Origin of the sequence: Streptococcus oralis subsp. dentisani (assembly GCF_002096615.1) — a bacterium.
In the GTDB taxonomy this organism is placed as follows: Bacteria; Bacillota; Bacilli; order Lactobacillales; family Streptococcaceae; genus Streptococcus; species Streptococcus oralis_U.
In genome coordinates this window covers 105,335-122,472 of sequence record NZ_NCUX01000028.1, presented here as the reverse complement: position 1 = coordinate 122,472, position 17,138 = coordinate 105,335, and the positions used below count along the sequence as shown (strand labels likewise).

Here is a 17,138-nt window from a genome sequence, read left to right as displayed (position 1 = left end):
ATCGGTGCTCATTTAACTATTCCCTCTACACATAGCTCATTCCCTTATAGCATAGGAAAACGGCTAGTGCGATAAAAAGTACAGTTGCTCCGATTCGCTGGCTAGTACTGTACATCCTCCTCTCCCATTTGACTGGGAAGATGACTGCTAGAAAGGCACCGCCTACTGCACCTCCGATATGCCCAGCTAGGCTGATTCCTGGAATCAGAACACTTCCAATGATATTTATCACGAAAAGTGTCAGATAGGATTGCCCCAACTGCTGGATATAGGGGTTGCGAGTTGCGTAACGCAAGACGATAATCGCAGCAAATAGCCCGTATAGGGAAGTGGATGCCCCAGCAGCGACAACTTTCGGTGTAAAAGCAAAAACAAAGAGATTGCCCATCATTCCAGATAATAGATAGAGAAAGAAGAACTGCTTAGAACCGAAAATCTCCTCCACCTGTCGTCCAAGAAAGTAGAGTGAAATCATATTGACAATGAAATGCTCCCATCCAATGTGCACAAATATAGCCGAAAATAGGCGCCAAATCTGCTCTGGGAACAGGCGAATGATCGGTCCATACATAGCTCCAAACTGAAACAGAGTTTTGACTTGATCAAAGTTGATACCCGTAGTAATCAGCATCAAGAGAAATACCAAAGCTGTCACTAGGAGGAAAAAACTAGTCACAGGGTAGCGTTTATCAAAGATTTCCTTCATAGATTAGCACCTCCTGGACGGGAATATCGTGATCTTCCGAGTTGAAATTCTGGATTTGACAAGGATAGATTGTGCTCATGGTATGCCCAGCAAAATTCTCCAGATAGCGGTCGTAGTAGCCTCCACCATATCCAATCCGATAGCCCTCTGTTGTAAAAACCAAGCCCGGAACATGAATTAAATCAATCTGAGACGGTTCCACCACTTCCAAGTCTCCTTGCGGTTCCAGTAAACCAAAGGAAGTTTTTACCAACTGCTGCGGATCATAGACCACAAACTCCATGCGCCCCTTGGGATAGGTTTTGGGTATCAGAACCTTTTTGCTCTCCTTCAGCGCCCGCTTGATCAATCCTTGCGTTTGAAATTCATGAGGGAAGGAGAGATAGGTTGCGATGGTTTTGGCTTCTTGGTAAAAGGAGTGATTCAAAAATCGTTCTGTTAAAACTCGATCCATAGCCTGTTTTTGCTTCTGAGATAAAGCCTTCATTTCGTGCAAGACTTGCTTGCGTAGTTCTACTTTCATCAACGATTCCTCTACTCTGCTGCCTTCTTTTTCAGGAAACTATAGACCGCATCCACCCCAATGGCCAAAGCTTCTTCCTTAGGACTCATCTGAGGGTGATGAAGAGCATAAAGACTATCAATACCCAGCCAAAACATAACGCCATCTACCTCTGAAAGGAGATAGCCAAAGTCCTCACCAGTCATAGCAGGCTCGATATCAATCAACTCGATTCCCTCTTTTTCTTCAAAGAAGTTCATCAGTTCACGCGCCAAGGCTGGATTGTTCTCAACAGGTAGGTAACCTCCTTGTTTGAGTTCGATTTCAACTTCCATCCCAAAGGCTGCCGCAACTCCTTCCGCTACTGCCCTAACCCTCTTTTGCACCAAGAGACTCATGTCCTGGGTCAAAGCCCGAATAGTTCCATGCAAAAAGGCTGTGTCTGTAATGACATTGTTGGTTGTTCCTGCCTGGAAAAGGCCAAAGGTCACCACTGCTCCCTCGATTGGGTTAACATTGCGGCTGACCACTGACTGTACTTGGGTCACAAAGTAACTAGCAGCCACCAAGGCGTCATTGGCCTCATGCGGGAAAGCTGCGTGCCCTCCTTTGCCTTTGAAACGGATCTTAACTTCGCAAGTCCCTGCAAAGAGTGTGTGAGTATTGGTCGCAATCTGGCCGACTTTCAAATCTGGGCGAACATGGAGTCCATAAAACTGGTCTGGTAGCCAGTCTCCAAAAGCACCGTCCTCATACATGAGCATCCCACCAGCTTCATTTTCTTCAGCAGGTTGAAACAGAAAAAGCAGATTATTCTTTGGTTGCTTCTCAAGGGCGCGCTCGAGACAGCCCAAGGCAATGGTCATATGAAAATCATGTCCACAAGCATGCATACGACCTTGGTGTTGGGAAGAAAAAGGTAGTCCTGTTTGTTCAACGATAGGCAGGCCATCAATGTCTGTCCGCCAACCAATAGTACGCTCAGGTTGATATCCCTGTAGGTAAACCAAAATACCTGTCCGCCACGTACGAACTTGAACAAAATCCTTGCCCGCAGTCAATTTCTCAATCACTTCCAGCAAATATGCCTGAGTTTTGAATTCCTCCAAGCCAATCTCCGGAATCTGGTGCAAATCTCGTCGAGTCTGAATCAAATCTAACATCTATCGCTCCTCCTTTTGATAGAAGAAAGAGGCTGGAAGAAGTATCCGCCTCTTTATATTTTTACAAGGTACGAAGCGCATCCTCTAGCGCTGTTTTTTGTTGGGTTTGGCTGTCGATTTCTTTGATGATACGAGCCGGAACGCCTGCTACCACTACATTTTCTGGAACATCTTGAGTCACGATAGCTCCTGCAGCGACAACTGAACCACTACCGATTTGGACACCTTCGATAACCACTGCATTGGCTCCGATAAGAACATTGTCCCCGACACGGACTGGTTCAGCACTAGCTGGCTCAATCACACCTGCCAAAACTGCCCCTGCACCTACGTGGCTATTTTCCCCAACGATAGCACGCCCACCAAGGATAGCCCCCATATCAATCATGGTGCCTGCACCGATTTCTGCTCCAATATTGATAACAGCTCCCATCATGATAACAGCATTGTCCCCGATTTCCACTTGATCACGGATAATGGCACCTGGCTCAATACGAGCGTTGATATCACGTTTGTCTAGCAAGGGAACTGCCGAATTACGAGCATCTTGCTCAACAACATAGTCTTGATTTTCAACCAAGCCTTCGAGAAGCGGAGCGACGTCCTTCCAGTCTCCAAATAAAACATTGCCTAGTTTGACAACAGAGCTAGGCACAGCAGTTGCGAGTTCTCCTTCAAAGGTTACTTTGACACTGGTTTTCTTTTCAGCATTAGCGATAAATTGGATAATTTCTTGAGCATTCATTTTTGTAGCAGTCATAGGCACCTCCTGGTTCATTATAATGATACCTATTCTACCAAAAAAGGCTTCAAATTTGAAGCCTTAAGCACCCGAACAGAACATTTTACCTTTCTTTCGTTTCCTCAATTGATAAGAAAACCATTGGAACGATAATCAAAATCATAGCCAAAGCTAGAAAACCATCCAAAACCATACCTAGAAATAGCACACTTAACAATGCGGAAGATAAAGGTTCGCTGGCACTCACAACTGACACAACTAACGGTGAGACGAGTAGCACAGCCTTCATCGAAAGGAAGAAAGCAAAAGCCGTTCCAAACACAGCAATAGTAAAACAAATCAAAAGGCTCGTCACATCAAGTTGAAAGGTAATCTGATGAACAGGATAAAGAAAATTGCTAAAAACACCTGCTAGCAACATCCCCCAACCAACGGTTGGCACAAAACCATAGTCACGTGCAAAACGCTGAGGCAGGATAACGTTGAACATGACTCCTACAGCACTGAGTAGCCCTGTCACCAAGGCCAGAGGTGTCATTGATAGCTTGGATAAATCCCCTTTTGTAGCCATCAAAAAAACACCTAGCATGGCAATCAAAACACAGAGAATGGCTGTGATAGAAGCCTTCTTATGATAAACGATACGATTATAAAACAAGATAAAAACTGGACTGATAAATTGCAAAATCGTTGCTGTCGTCGCATTTGAATATTCAACACAGAGGTAGAAGAAAAACTGCACAGAAAAAATACCTAGAATAGCATAGGCTAAAAAAGGTAGATAATTTTTCTTATCTTTCCAGATATCCAACAAGCGGCTACGCAACTGAAAGGCAGATAAAGCTAAAACCAAACTCCCCGCCACAAGCAAACGCATAGAGGTAATCCAACCTGACGATACTGGGTAATGAGCGAAAAAATACTCTCCTAAAATCCCACAAATTCCCCAAATCAGACCTGACAACAGTGAATATAGAGTTCCCCTAAAAATCTTCTTTTGATACTTATTCATTCTCCTATTGTAACACGAAATGAAAAAAGAAAAAAGTAGCATGAAAAATATTATTGAATGAATCATGCTACTTTTTTATTCTATCGATTTGATTGATTTGAGCGAGTTGATGAGCTTGTTCCCGAACTACCACTTGAACTTGGGAGAGTTGGGGTAGGAAGAGTGGGTAAACTTCCTAAAATGCTCTTCCAAGCATTTTGATAATCGGCATCGCTCCCTCCGATGGCAAAGCGGTAAGTAGTTACTGGCGCCCCTTCTTTAGTAGCCCAATAGCTCGTTACTGTAGAACCTGAAACGGTGACTTCTTTGCCATTGATTGTGACCTTGCCAGGTTTCTCTCCTGTCGATTTGAGGACTTGAGACTTGGTCACACTTGAATCCAGATTAAAGCGCTCATTTCCCCATATTCCAGGTTCAGCTTGCTGGATAGCATTAACCAAGTGGGCCATATAATTGGCGTTGCGGTAGTGACCTGCTCCTTTAGCTAGTGGTCGGTTGTCGTCGTGACCTAACCAGCCACCCAAAGTCAAGCGTGGCGTAGAAAGCATAAGCCACATATTTTCATCTTCATTGGTCGTACCAGTCTTTCCAATCCAGTCGGCGCGAGCTAGGCTTGGATTGATAGAAGCCAAATCAGTCTGAAAGCTTGACGTAACTCGAGATGAAATGACATCACGAAGTAGACTTTGCATGATGGTCGCTGTCGCTTTTGAATAAACTTGGACAGGTTGACTTTTATGCTCATAAATCACTTGTCCCGTCGTCGATTCGATCTTGGCAATCATATGTTTCTTGTGGTAGACCCCATTATTAGCCAAGGTCTGATAACCATTGGTATGCTGGGCGACTGTAACATCAATCCCCCCACCCATCGGCAGACTTTCAATACCATATTCTGGGATTTCATAACCCATTTTTTCCATATAGCCTTTGACATCGACACCCTTCTCTCGAAGCGTACGATAAGTCCAGTAGGCCGGGATATTCCATGAGTAGTTAAGGGCTTCTCCCAAGGTCATCATCCCTGTACCAGGACTATTGACATACATGATAGGATTGCCGTTTGAAAAGTTTGTCGGATAGTTAGACAAGATACTTGCACTTCCCATCAAACCTTGGTCAATCGCGATACCATAGGCCAGTATAGGCTTAGTGGTTGAAGCTGGAGAACGCTTAGTGTCAATAGCGTGATTGTTCTGATTTTCTTGGTAATTACGGCCACCAACAAATCCAAGAATGGCTCCCGTTTGGTTGTCCATGAGGACATTTCCTACTTCGGGCTGGCCTGTCGAATCATCTAACAGATAGCCGTAGGTCGCAACCGCATTTTGCATTGCGGCATGAACGTTTTTATTGATAGTTGTCGTAATCTTATAACCACCGTTTTCAATTTCCTTGGTTGCTAGGTCATGATAAGCTTTCTGGATGGACTCATTCTTTAACTCTTGAGCAGAGACATGATCTCTCTCAACTAGATAGTCGTACATTCGATCGGTAGCTTCTGCCAAGGTTGCATAGTAGAGATAGTCACGCGCCGTACCGTTGACACTACCTGATGGTAGAAAGTCTTGCTTAAAGTCATAGTTCTTGTACTTGTCGTAATCTTCCTGACTCAGAGCACCTGTCCGGTACATATTGTAGAGGACATCCTTGGCACGCTTAATCCCCAAAGCCATGTCCTCATCACTCTTCATGCTACCATCAGATTCATAAGGAGAATAACTGATTGGACTCTGTGGCAATCCTGCGATAAAGGCAGCTTGAGGGACCGTTAAATCCGAAGCATTGACCCCAAAGATTCCTTCTGCAGCCTGCTGGGCACCTGCAATATTTTGACCTTTGTGATTGCGCCCGAAAGGAGCAATGTTAAGGTAGGTTGTTAAAATCTCATCCTTACCCATAGCCCGTTCTAAAGCTAGAGCATCAATAATCTCTTTCGCCTTACGAGCTAGAGTGGGAGCATCCCCTACCACTTGCTGCTTGATAACCTGCTGGGTCAAGGTCGAACCACCACTGGACGACCCTAGACCGACAAAGGTTCCCAAGGTCGCACGAATAACGGCCTTAGGCACAACTCCCTTGTGCTCATTGAAATGCTCGTCCTCTGTCGCAATGATAGCCTTCTTAAGATTATCCGAAATGGCACCTGAAGCGACTGAAGTGCGCAACAAATCGCCCTCAATCGAAGCAATGGTACTGCCGTCAGAATAAGTGATTTCTGAGATAGAGGCAATATCCTTCACTTGCTTGACCAACTCTTTTGCCTGAGGAACCTGAGCCTTATCAAATAGAGCCACTCCATATCCCATGACCACACCAGCACCAAGAAGACCTCCGATAAATCCTAGGATAAAGAGAGTGTTAAAAACTACTTTAAAGCTGCTCAAAATCTTAGCAAAAATAGACCCAACCCTTCTGACTTTGTTAGAAGAAGCTACTTTCTTATCGGTCTTTTTACTTGCTTGTTTTTTCTTCCATTTGGCAGATAGCTGCTGAAAAAAATGCAGCAGCTTTGTTTTTGATTCATTGTTTCTTTTTTTCATGAATGTCCTCACTTTATTTATTATACCATAAAAGGTAAATTTTCAATAAAATAGCCACTTTCTTCCCTATTCTACTAGGCTATTGACCAAGTTTGTGATACAATAGGTAGAAACAATATTTTATAAAGGAGAAAAGACACATGCACATTTTTGATGAGCTAAAAGAGCGTGGTTTGATTTTTCAAACGACTGATGAAGAAGCTTTACGCAAAGCCCTAGAAGAAGGTCAAGTTTCTTATTATACTGGCTACGATCCAACTGCTGACAGCCTTCACCTCGGTCACCTTGTCGCAATCTTGACAAGTCGTCGTTTGCAACTAGCAGGTCACAAACCTTATGCGCTCGTTGGCGGTGCTACAGGTCTCATCGGAGATCCGTCCTTCAAAGATGCTGAGCGTAGTCTCCAAACAAAAGACACAGTAGATGGCTGGGTCAAGTCTATCCAAGAACAACTTTCTCGTTTTCTTGATTTTGAAAATGGGGAAAATAAAGCTGTCATGGTCAACAACTACGACTGGTTTGGCAGCATCAGCTTCATTGACTTCCTCCGTGATGTAGGAAAATACTTCACTGTCAACTACATGATGAGTAAAGAGTCTGTGAAAAAACGGATTGAAACAGGAATTTCTTATACTGAGTTTGCCTACCAAATCATGCAAGGGTATGACTTCTACGTCCTTAACCAAGAGCACAACGTAACCCTACAAATCGGCGGTTCTGACCAGTGGGGAAATATGACCGCTGGTACCGAATTGCTTCGTCGTAAGGCTGATAAGATCGGTCACGTGATCACCGTTCCCCTTATCACAGATGCAACTGGTAAGAAATTTGGTAAATCAGAAGGAAACGCCGTTTGGCTCAACCCTGAAAAGACTTCTCCATACGAAATGTACCAATTCTGGATGAACGTCATGGATGCTGATGCTGTTCGCTTCTTAAAGATCTTTACTTTCTTGTCACTTGATGAGATCGAAGACATCCGTAAACAGTTTGAAGCCGCTCCACACGAACGCTTGGCTCAAAAAATCCTGGCTCGTGAAGTCGTGACTCTTGTTCACGGAGAAGAAGCCTACAAAGAAGCTCTCAATATCACAGAGCAACTCTTTGCTGGAAACATCAAAAACCTTTCTGTCAAAGAACTCAAACAAGGACTTCGTGGAGTGCCAAACTACCAAGTACAAGCAGACGAAAACCACAATATTGTGGAACTCCTCGTGTCATCTGGTGTGGTTAACTCAAAACGCCAAGCCCGTGAAGATGTTCAAAACGGAGCTATCTACGTCAACGGTGACCGTATCCAAGACCTTGACTATGTCTTGAGTGACGCAGATAAGTTAGAGAACGAACTGACTGTTATCCGTCGCGGTAAGAAAAAATACTTTGTATTGACTTACTAAATTGTTAAACATTTACCTATTAAAAAAGGAGTTACCCTCTAGAAAGGTAACTCCTTTTTGCTGTGAATAGTCCCCACCTATCCCTTAATAGACAGGCTACGCAGGACTATGCGTAAGGTTGTTAGATTATGTAGGATAGAGAGGTTTGAAGGACTGAGCCAATTAAACAAGCCAAAGCCAATCAAACTACTATTTACGACAACGGTATCTTGAATATTCTTCTTGATAAGTGTTTGCAAAGATGATGATAGCGAATCCAACTCTTGGAAGAAATCCAAGCGATTATCTAACAATAAGATATCACTCATCTGCTTAGAAATATCTGCGCTCTCATTCATCACCACACCGATATCTGATAGGGTTAGAGCCGCTGAGTCATTCAACCCATCTCCAACCATCAAAATAGTATGACCTGCTTTCTGCAGTTCCTCTACTAACTCAAATTTCCCATCAGGTTTCAAGTCTGTATAGACCTGATCAAAGGGCAAATCTTTGACTAATTCCTCTGTCCTAACCGAGGTATCCCCTGTTGCCAGAATCAATTTTTTCCCCTGTGCCTTAAGTTTATCCAAGGCTGTTTTTGCTTCTTTTCTCAAAGGAGTATGAATGCAGAACATTCCAATCAATTCATTCTGATAAGCTAAGAATAAGAGATTGTAGTGACTCTTGTACTCTTCAATTAAAGCATTTTGCTCCGAACTGATATGAATCTGCTCATCCTGCATCAAGACATAATTTCCAATAAGAACTGGTTGCCCATCAATATGGGACTTAATTCCCTTGCTTGCAATATATTGGAGTTTCCCATGCATTTCCTCATGTTCAATCCCCTCTATCTCAGCTTGCTTGACAATGGCATTAGCAATAGGATGATAAATGTGTTCCTCAAGACAGGCACTGATTCTGAGAATATCTTCCTCGCTATAGTCCCCAAAAGGTAACACCTTTTCAACTATAGGATAGCTAGTTGTGATTGTTCCTGTCTTATCAAACAAGAAAGTATCAACTTCCAGATATTTCTCTAGAACATCTCCATCCTTAATCACCATTTCACGGTTCAACCCCTCTTTGATAGCTGTCAAATAAGCTACAGGAGTAGAGATTTTCAAAGCGCAGGAGAAATCGACCAATAGGAATGAAATAGCCTTAGAAAAAGAGCCCGTTAATAGGTAAGTCAGACCAGCCCCCAAGAAATTATATTTGACGACCTTATCTGCCATCTTGATGAAATAGCGTTGTTTCGTTTTCTTGTTTTCTTCAGATTTCTTCATCAACTCAATCAGCTGTAAAATACGGCTGTTCATCTGATTATCGGTTACACGAATGCGTAGCTCCCCAGTCTCCAAGACTGTGTTTGCACAAACCAAATCAGACTCTCTTTTTTCAACTGGAAAACTCTCTCCCGTCAAGGAACTTTCGTTGACCATACCTAAACCTGAAACTACTTGTCCATCAAACAGAATTTCATTTCCTTGAGATAGGACCAAGACATCTCCTATTTGAACATCGGAACTCTTGATACTAACGACCGTATCACCCTGTACCAAGAATACATCGCTTTCTTTTGCAAGAAGGCTTTGTTCTAAATCTGTTGCAGTTTTTTTCAAGGACCACTGATCTAAATGATTCCCCAAATCAAGCATGAACATGATGTTGCTGGCAGTCTTAGATTGGTTCATAAACAAAGACAATAAAATCGCCGAACAGTCCAAGACCTCCATCGTTAGTTCCTTACGCGCTAGTGTTTGATAGGCTTCTTTAACATAGCCAAAAGCCTGATAACAAGTCCATATATAGCGAATAGGAGACGGCACAAGACTACGAAAAAGCACACGCTTAATCGCTGCACCTGAAACGATAGAATAGGCACTCTCTTCTCTACGAACAGGAAAAGTCATCAACTCAGAAACTTTCCCTTTATCAATTCTTTTTAAAAAGGCTTCTGCATTGTCTAATACAGAGAAGCCTTCTTTTATACGTAGGGTAAAGTGCTGTTGATCCATGTAAAACTGGATAGACTCAATTCCCTTCTCATCTCTCGCCAAGGAACGAAGATAGTCTTGAATATCTAAGGTGAGTGAAAAAGAAGATGATAGTCGGATATGTTGATATCCTCTATATAGCACTTTAAAAGACATATTATTCTCCTATAAGGCTATCTAATTGCTCTTCTTTTTTCTCTTGCTCATACAAATATTTAGCATCTTGCAAAACATCGTCTCCATGTTGCTTCACAACAGAAACAGATGCATCTAGCTCATCTTTAAACTTGTAAGCCTTAGCCAAAGCTTTAGAATAACCTTTTTTAGCTTCCTTACTTGCTAAGATTTTCAAACCAAGGGTACCAAATGCGACACCACCCAAAAATAATGAAGATTTTTTCGCAACTTTTGCAACGGTTAGTACTTCTTTTAACATACTTATTTCCTCCTTATCATTATTATATAGCAATTTAGATATAAAAGCAATTTCATTTTATAAATTGAAGAATTAGTTTTATTTCTACTGAATCTCCCATCTACTTAATCCTGAAGTTGCTTTCACTTGTCTCTTTTGATACACTTAAACTATGAATACAAACCTCAAACCCAAACTCCAGCGTTTTGCTTCTGCGACTGCCTTTGCCTGTCCTATCTGTCAAGAAAATCTGACCTTGGTAGAGAGCAGTCTCAAGTGTAGCAACCGCCATTCTTTTGACCTGGCAAAATTCGGCTATGTCAACTTGGCTCCTCAGATCAAGCAATCTGCCAACTACAACAAAGAAAACTTTCAAAATCGCCAGCAAATTCTTGAAGCTGGTTTTTATCAGGCTATTTTAGAAGGTATCTCGGACTTACTAACAACTAATCCATCCGCAAAAACAGTCTTGGATATCGGCTGTGGCGAAGGATTCTACTCTCGCAAGCTCCAAGAAAGTCACCTTGACAAAACCTTCTACGCCTTTGATATTTCCAAAGATTCCGTTCAAATCGCTGCCAAGAGCGAACCCAACTGGGCGGTCAACTGGTTTGTCGGTGACCTGGCTCGCCTTCCTATAAAAGACGCTAGCATGGATATCCTGCTTGATATCTTTTCGCCTGCCAACTATGGGGAATTCCGTCGCGTTTTATCCAAAGACGGTATCTTGATAAAGGTTATCCCAACTGAAAATCACCTCAAAGAAATCCGCCAAATGGTGCAAGAGCAGCTGACAAAAAAGAACTATTCTAATCAAGATATCAAAGAACATTTTCAAGAACACTTCAGCATCCAATCTAGCCAAATAGCCTCCCTGACCAAGCCCATCACAGCAGAGCAACGCCAAGCCCTGCTCAGCATGACCCCCCTACTCTTTCACGTTGACCAGAGTAAGATTGACTGGACTCAGTTGACTGAGATTACCATCGAATCGGAGATTTTGGTTGGGAAAGCACTGTAAATAAAACTTTCAGATAAGACAAAACCCGCACCTTCAAGGTACGGGTTTAAATTATGTAATTATTAGTTCAAATGCCAGATATCTTCGTTGTACTGAGCGATTGTACGGTCAGATGAGAAGAAACCTGCTTTAGCAATGTTGACGATAACTTTATCCAACCATGCGTCACGGTCTTCATAGTCAGCAAGCATTTGCTCTTTGACCTTGATGTAGTCTTCCAAGTCAAGAAGAGTCATGAACCAGTCTTTGTTGATCAATTCGTTGTAAAGACGTTCCAAGCGTTCTTTCTTACCTACTGCAAGAACAGCGTCGCTCACGATAAAATCAACCAATGGTTTGATAGCTTCACGAGCATAGAATTTGCTTGATTTGTAAGCTGCTTTTGCGTAAAGGTCGATAACAGTTTCTGAATCTTCACCGAAGATGTAGATGTTTTCGTCGCCAACCAATTCAGCAATTTCCACGTTAGCACCGTCCATAGTACCAAGAGTCAAAGCTCCGTTCAACATGAATTTCATGTTACCAGTACCTGAAGCTTCTTTAGAAGCAAGTGAGATTTGTTCTGAGATGTCACATGCTGGGATGAGGAAGCTTGCTGCAGTAACGTTGTAGTTTTCAACCATAACCACTTGCAAGTGTGGAGCTACTTCTGGGTCGTTAGCAATCACTTCTGACAAGCAAAGAATCAAGTGGATGATATCTTGGGCAATTGTGTAGGCAGGAGCTGCTTTACCACCGAAGAATACTGTGATTGGACGAGCAGGGATGTTACCAGCCTTGATATCAAGGTATTTGTGGATCACATACAAAGCGTTCATTTGTTGGCGTTTGTACTCGTGAAGACGTTTGATCTGGATATCAAAGATAGAGTTTGTATTGATTTCCACACCTTGGTGTTCTTTCAAGTGACGAGCCAATTTACGTTTGTTGTGAGCCTTGATGCTTTCCAATTTTTCTTTGACAGCAGCCTTGTCTTCGTATGACAAAAGTTTTTCAAGCTCATCCGCTTCATGGTGCCAACCACGGCCAATGATCTCATCCAAGTAGTGAGACAAGCTTGGGTTAGCATGCATGAGCCAACGACGGAAAGTGATACCGTTTGTTTTGTTGTTGAATTTTTCTGGGTAGATGTCGTAGAAAGCTTTCAACTCTGAGTTTTTCAAAATCTCAGTGTGGAGAGCCGCAACCCCGTTTACGCTGTATCCATAGTGGATATCCATGTGAGCCATGTGGACACGTTCGCTCTCATCGATGATTTGAACAGCTGGATCTTTGTATTCTGCTTTCACACGGCGGTCCAATTCTTTAATGATTGGTACCAAGTGAGGAACCACTTCTTCCAAGAATTCAAGAGGCCATTTTTCAAGGGCTTCAGCAAGGATTGTGTGGTTAGTGTAGGCAGTCATGCTACGTACGATTGAGATTGCTTCATCAAGTTCGATACCACGCGCAGTCAAGAGACGGATCAATTCAGGGATCACCATTGATGGGTGAGTATCGTTGATTTGTACAACTGCGTAGTCCGCAAGGTCATGCAAGTTGCTTCCTTTTTCGATTGCTTCGTCGATGATCAATTGCGCACCGTTTGAAACCATGAAGTATTGTTGGAAGATACGGAGCAATTCACCTTGCTTGTCGCTGTCGTCTGGGTAAAGGAAGAGAGTCAAGTTGCGAGCGATATCTGTCTTATCAAAGTTGATACCATCTTCGATGATGGAAGAATCAACTGAATCCAAGTCAAACAAACGCAAGCGGTTTTTAGTAGCTGTCTTGTAACCAGGTACATCGATATCGTAAAGAGTAGATGTCAATGTGAAGTGTGCAAATGGCACTTGGTAGCTACGGCTTGAGCGAACCAACCAGTTTTGCTCAGTCAACCAAGCGTTAGGAATCGTTTCTTGTTGGTTGTTTTTAAGAACTTGTTGGAAAAGACCAAAGTGGTAGTTCAATCCAACACCGTCACCATTCAAACCAAGTGTAGCGATTGAGTCGATAAAGCAGGCTGCTAAACGTCCCAAACCACCGTTACCAAGTGATGGTTCCAATTCTACTTCTTCGATTTCGATCAACTCTTTACCAGCATCTGCAAGTTCTTTTTTCACGTCATCGTAAAGTCCGAGGTTAATCAAGTTGTTTGACAAGAGTTTACCGATCAAGAACTCAGCTGAGATGTAGTAAACTTTTTTCTTACCAGTGTTGACTGGTTTTTGACTGCTAGCAAGCTTGCTGTAGTTGAGAAGAGCAAGGTAAAGCTCTTCATTGCTACATTCTGCAATAGTTTTATTGTAACGCTTTTGTACAAATTCTTTTAATGGTAACATTTTTGTGTCTCCTGATATTGTCTTATTTCTTTAATTCTACCAAATTTTCATTAATTCGTCGATAAATTGTAGTCAAGTCAAGCAAAGTTTCTTCAACAGCTGGTGTCAATTGATCTGCTGTCATACGCCATGACCAGTTTCCGCCAAGAGTAGATGGGTAGTTCATGCGAGCCGCCTCATCCAATTCTAGCAAGTCTTGCATAGTGGCAATAGCCATGAAGCTCACTGATGAAAATACTGTACGGAGCATCGCGTGTGGCACTGTTTCATACTCTTTACGGTTCGTGTAGCGGGCCATGTACTCACGAGTTGGATCATCAATCTCATTACGATACCAACCAAGGACCGTATTGTTATCGTGTGTTCCTGTATACATAACAGAGTTAGCAGGCGCCAAGTGTGGGCTATCGATACTTTCATCTTCTGGGTTGAAGGCGAATTGAAGAATCTTCATCCCTGGGAAACCAGTACGTTCGCGCAACTCGATAACCTCATCTGTCATGAAACCAAGGTCTTCTGCAATGATGTTCAGTTCACCAAGTTCTTCCTTAACGGCTGCAAAAAGTTTGTAGCCTGGACCTTTCACCCATTTACCAGGGGCCGCTGTATCGGAACCAGCAGGGATTTCCCAGTAAGATTCAAAGCCACGGAAGTGGTCGATACGAACAATATCGTAGATTTTGAAGCTTTCACGCAAGCGTTCAACCCACCATTTGTAACCGTCTTTGTCCATTGCTTCCCAGTCATAGATTGGGTTCCCCCAAAGCTGACCAGTTGCAGAAAACTCATCTGGTGGACATCCAGCGATGCAAGTCGCCTTGCCACTAGCATCCGTCTTGAAGAGGTGTGGATTTGCCCACATGTCGCTTGAATCTTCCGCAACGTAGATAGGCATGTCCCCAACAATTTCAATGTGGTTGTCGTTAGCGTATGCTTTTAATTTCAACCATTGTTGGAAGAAGAGGTATTGAGTTACACGATGGTAGACCAACTTATCTGCCAATTTCTCACGGTAGCTTTCAAGTGCTGAAGCTTTACGAGCACGAGCATCTGCATCTGGCCATTCTGTCCATGCTAGATTGTCAAAATGCTCTTTAATCGCCATATACTCAGCAAAGAGTTCAAGCCATGCTTGGTTGTCTTGAGCAAATTTCTCAAACGCTTTGACATCTCCTACTTCCAAGAAACGTTTGACCGCCTTTTCCAAAAGAGGACGACGTGCATAATAGATCTTAGCATAGTCAACTTCTGCTGGATTGCTACCAAAGTCAACACCTTCAAGATCACTAGCTTTCAACAAGCCTTGCTCTACCAAGATGTCAAGGTCAATAAAATGCGTGTTCCCAGCGAAAGCTGAGAATGATTGGTAAGGAGAATCTCCATAACTAGTTGTTCCTAGCGGAAGGATTTGCCAGTAACGTTGCTTGGTACGAACCAAGAAATCAACGAAATCATAGGCGCTTTGGCCAAATGATCCAATCCCGTGAGCTCCTGGAAGAGAAGAGATGTGCATCAACACACCACTCTGACGTTTTTTCATAATAGCACCTCATGTATTTTTGTAATAAAACGTTGCGCAATTCAAGGCGCAAACGTTTGCGTCAGTTTAAGTATAACGTATTTCAAAAACAAATGCAAGCGGTTTTAGAAACTTTTTTTGATTTCTTGTTCTTTGGATGAATCTTGGTTTCACTGTTATTTTATGAAATGAACACTTTTCTTATAAAGTTTTTATAATTTAAGATAGTCGGAGCTAAAAATACTCTCATTTTTGCTAAGAAATCAGCCTAATCAATGCAATCGTTTCCCTAAGACATTTTCAAAGCGAGAAAAACTAAAAGTTGAAGTTTTTTCCTATATAAAGGCATTGATAAAAATTTGAAACCTTAAAATTTTTTTAAAATTTTTTCTAAAAACGCTTGCAACCGTTTTCTGATTGTGCTATACTAGTCCCATAAAAGAAAACGTTTGCGTTTTCTCATTAAATTATTTTTGTTATTCTTTAGGAGGAATACACTATGTCATCTAAATTCATGAAGAGCGCTGCTGTGCTCGGAACTGCTACTCTTGCTAGCTTACTTTTGGTAGCTTGCGGAAGCAAAACTGCTGATAAAGCAGCTGATACTAGCTCATCTGAAGCAAAAGAAATCACTCTTTACGTTGAAGACCAATACAAAGCTTATGCTGAAAAAGTTGCTGCAGCTTATGAAAAAGAATCAGGTACAAAAGTTAACATCAAATCTGGTGACCAAATGGGTGGTCTTGACAAACTTTCTCTTGACAACCAATCAGGTCAAGCTGCTGACGTTATGATGGCACCATACGACCGCGTAGGTAGCCTTGGTACTGACGGACAACTTTCAGAAGTGAAATTGAGCGACGGCGCTAAAACAGATGATAAAACTAAATCTCTTGTAACAGCTGCTGACGGTAAAGTCTATGGTGCTCCAGCTGTTATCGAATCACTCGTTTTGTACTATAACAAAGACTTGCTGAAAGAAGCTCCTAAAACATTTGCTGATTTGGAAAACCTTGCTAAAGACAGCAAATACGCCTTCGCTGGTGAAGATGGCAAAACTACTGCCTTCCTAGCTGACTGGACAAACTTCTACTACGCATACGGACTCCTTGCTGGTAACGGTGGTTACGTATTCGGACAAAACGGTAAAGATCCTAAAGATATCGGACTTGCAAACGAAGGTTCAATTACAGCTATCAACTATGCTAAATCTTGGTACGAAAAATGGCCTAAAGGTATGCAAGATACTGAAGGAGCTCCAAACTTAATCCAAACTCAATTCCAAGAAGGTAAAACTGCTGCTATCATTGACGGCCCTTGGAAAGCTCAAGCATTCAAAGATGCTAAAGTAAACTACGGTGTTGCGACTATCCCAACTCTTCCAAACGGAAAAGACTACTCAGCATTCGGTGGTGGTAAAGCTTGGATCATCCCATCAAGCACTAAGAATCTTGAAGCTGCACAAAAATTTGTAGACTTCCTTGTATCAACTGAACAACAAAAAGCGTTCTACGACACTACAAACGAAATCCCAGCTAATACTGAAGCTCGTACTTATGCTGAAGGCAAAAAAGATGAGTTGACAACAGCCGTGATTGAACAGTTCAAGAACGCTCAACCAATGCCAAACATCTCACAAATGTCAGCTGTTTGGGACCCAGCTAAAACAATGCTCTTTGAAGCTGTAAGTGGTAAGAAAGATGCGAAAACAGCTGCTAACGATGCTGTAACATTGATCAAGGAAACAATCAAACAAAAATTTGGTGAATAATTGATTTGTTCAAGGGGGGTGGAAGCAAAATCCCCCTTTGAATG

The 17,138-nt window shown here is 42.4% G+C and carries 13 protein-coding genes; 3 read left to right on the top strand and 10 right to left on the bottom strand.

Annotation, left to right across the window (positions count from 1 at the left end; translation table 11 throughout):
* Positions 1-25 precede the first annotated feature (25 nt).
* The 6 genes from B7708_RS02640 to pbp1b all read right to left on the bottom strand — a co-directional run bounded on the left by B7708_RS02640 (position 26) and on the right by pbp1b (position 6,668).
* Positions 26-706, bottom strand: coding sequence for a rhomboid family intramembrane serine protease (locus B7708_RS02640; RefSeq protein WP_084973548.1), 681 nt, complete (start codon positions 704-706; stop codon positions 26-28).
* Positions 690-1,229 (bottom strand): 5-formyltetrahydrofolate cyclo-ligase, encoded by a 540-nt coding sequence (locus tag B7708_RS02635; protein ID WP_084973547.1) that lies wholly within the window; start codon positions 1,227-1,229, stop codon positions 690-692. The genes B7708_RS02640 and B7708_RS02635 overlap by 17 nt, the downstream gene beginning before the upstream one ends.
* A gap of 11 nt (positions 1,230-1,240) precedes the next feature.
* The gene (locus B7708_RS02630) at positions 1,241-2,371 is read right to left on the bottom strand and encodes an N-acetyldiaminopimelate deacetylase (RefSeq protein ID WP_084973545.1); all 1,131 of its coding nucleotides are present in this window, start codon (positions 2,369-2,371) and stop codon (positions 1,241-1,243) included.
* Positions 2,372-2,432: 61 nt separating this feature from the next.
* Positions 2,433-3,131 (bottom strand): 2,3,4,5-tetrahydropyridine-2,6-dicarboxylate N-acetyltransferase, encoded by a 699-nt coding sequence (gene dapD / locus B7708_RS02625; RefSeq protein WP_084973543.1) that lies wholly within the window; start codon positions 3,129-3,131, stop codon positions 2,433-2,435.
* An 85-nt stretch (positions 3,132-3,216) separates the two neighbouring features.
* Positions 3,217-4,125 (bottom strand): DMT family transporter, encoded by a 909-nt coding sequence (locus B7708_RS02620; protein ID WP_084973541.1) that lies wholly within the window; start codon positions 4,123-4,125, stop codon positions 3,217-3,219.
* Positions 4,126-4,205: 80 nt separating this feature from the next.
* Entirely contained in the window at positions 4,206-6,668 is a 2,463-nt protein-coding gene (gene pbp1b / locus B7708_RS02615) for a penicillin-binding protein PBP1B (RefSeq protein WP_084973540.1), read from the bottom strand.
* Between the two features lie 140 nt (positions 6,669-6,808).
* Here pbp1b and tyrS point away from each other — a divergent pair, with 140 nt between their 5' ends.
* Positions 6,809-8,065 carry a tyrosine--tRNA ligase gene (gene tyrS, locus B7708_RS02610; RefSeq protein WP_084973538.1) on the top strand — a complete coding sequence of 419 codons (1,257 nt, stop codon included), beginning with the start codon at positions 6,809-6,811 and terminating at the stop codon, positions 8,063-8,065.
* A gap of 77 nt (positions 8,066-8,142) precedes the next feature.
* Here tyrS and B7708_RS02605 read toward each other — a convergent pair whose 3' ends face one another.
* Both B7708_RS02605 and B7708_RS02600 read right to left on the bottom strand, forming a co-directional pair.
* Positions 8,143-10,203 (bottom strand): heavy metal translocating P-type ATPase, encoded by a 2,061-nt coding sequence (locus tag B7708_RS02605; RefSeq protein ID WP_084973535.1) that lies wholly within the window; start codon positions 10,201-10,203, stop codon positions 8,143-8,145.
* A gap of 1 nt (position 10,204) precedes the next feature.
* On the bottom strand, positions 10,205-10,483 hold the full coding sequence (locus B7708_RS02600; RefSeq protein ID WP_000910908.1) for a DUF6110 family protein: 279 nt from the start codon (positions 10,481-10,483) through the stop codon (positions 10,205-10,207).
* 151 nt (positions 10,484-10,634) lie between these two features.
* Here B7708_RS02600 and B7708_RS02595 point away from each other — a divergent pair, with 151 nt between their 5' ends.
* Positions 10,635-11,483: a putative RNA methyltransferase gene (locus tag B7708_RS02595; protein ID WP_084973533.1), complete on the top strand. Its 849-nt coding sequence runs from the start codon at positions 10,635-10,637 to the stop codon at positions 11,481-11,483.
* A 62-nt stretch (positions 11,484-11,545) separates the two neighbouring features.
* On the opposite strand, the gene glgP is transcribed toward B7708_RS02595, so the two are convergent.
* Positions 11,546-13,804 (bottom strand): glycogen/starch/alpha-glucan family phosphorylase, encoded by a 2,259-nt coding sequence (gene glgP / locus B7708_RS02590; protein ID WP_084973531.1) that lies wholly within the window; start codon positions 13,802-13,804, stop codon positions 11,546-11,548.
* Positions 13,805-13,826: 22 nt separating this feature from the next.
* Complete coding sequence (gene malQ, locus B7708_RS02585; RefSeq protein ID WP_084973529.1) at positions 13,827-15,344, bottom strand: 4-alpha-glucanotransferase; 1,518 nt, start codon at positions 15,342-15,344, stop codon at positions 13,827-13,829.
* A 478-nt stretch (positions 15,345-15,822) separates the two neighbouring features.
* Here malQ and B7708_RS02580 point away from each other — a divergent pair, with 478 nt between their 5' ends.
* Positions 15,823-17,094 (top strand): extracellular solute-binding protein, encoded by a 1,272-nt coding sequence (locus tag B7708_RS02580; protein WP_084973527.1) that lies wholly within the window; start codon positions 15,823-15,825, stop codon positions 17,092-17,094.
* Positions 17,095-17,138 lie beyond the last annotated feature (44 nt).

What these genes read in the sequence shown, in the direction of transcription:
- B7708_RS02640 (WP_084973548.1), bottom strand. Translation starts at nt 706, where the DNA reads ATGAAGGAAATCTTTGATAAACGCTACCCTGTGACTAGTTTTTTCCTC.
- B7708_RS02635 (WP_084973547.1), bottom strand. Translation starts at nt 1,229, where the DNA reads ATGAAAGTAGAACTACGCAAGCAAGTCTTGCACGAAATGAAGGCTTTA.
- B7708_RS02630 (WP_084973545.1), bottom strand. Translation starts at nt 2,371, where the DNA reads ATGTTAGATTTGATTCAGACTCGACGAGATTTGCACCAGATTCCGGAG.
- dapD (WP_084973543.1), bottom strand. Translation starts at nt 3,131, where the DNA reads ATGACTGCTACAAAAATGAATGCTCAAGAAATTATCCAATTTATCGCT.
- B7708_RS02620 (WP_084973541.1), bottom strand. Translation starts at nt 4,125, where the DNA reads ATGAATAAGTATCAAAAGAAGATTTTTAGGGGAACTCTATATTCACTG.
- pbp1b (WP_084973540.1), bottom strand. Translation starts at nt 6,668, where the DNA reads ATGAAAAAAAGAAACAATGAATCAAAAACAAAGCTGCTGCATTTTTTT.
- tyrS (WP_084973538.1), top strand. Translation starts at nt 6,809, where the DNA reads ATGCACATTTTTGATGAGCTAAAAGAGCGTGGTTTGATTTTTCAAACG.
- B7708_RS02605 (WP_084973535.1), bottom strand. Translation starts at nt 10,203, where the DNA reads ATGTCTTTTAAAGTGCTATATAGAGGATATCAACATATCCGACTATCA.
- B7708_RS02600 (WP_000910908.1), bottom strand. Translation starts at nt 10,483, where the DNA reads ATGTTAAAAGAAGTACTAACCGTTGCAAAAGTTGCGAAAAAATCTTCA.
- B7708_RS02595 (WP_084973533.1), top strand. Translation starts at nt 10,635, where the DNA reads ATGAATACAAACCTCAAACCCAAACTCCAGCGTTTTGCTTCTGCGACT.
- glgP (WP_084973531.1), bottom strand. Translation starts at nt 13,804, where the DNA reads ATGTTACCATTAAAAGAATTTGTACAAAAGCGTTACAATAAAACTATT.
- malQ (WP_084973529.1), bottom strand. Translation starts at nt 15,344, where the DNA reads ATGAAAAAACGTCAGAGTGGTGTGTTGATGCACATCTCTTCTCTTCCA.
- B7708_RS02580 (WP_084973527.1), top strand. Translation starts at nt 15,823, where the DNA reads ATGTCATCTAAATTCATGAAGAGCGCTGCTGTGCTCGGAACTGCTACT.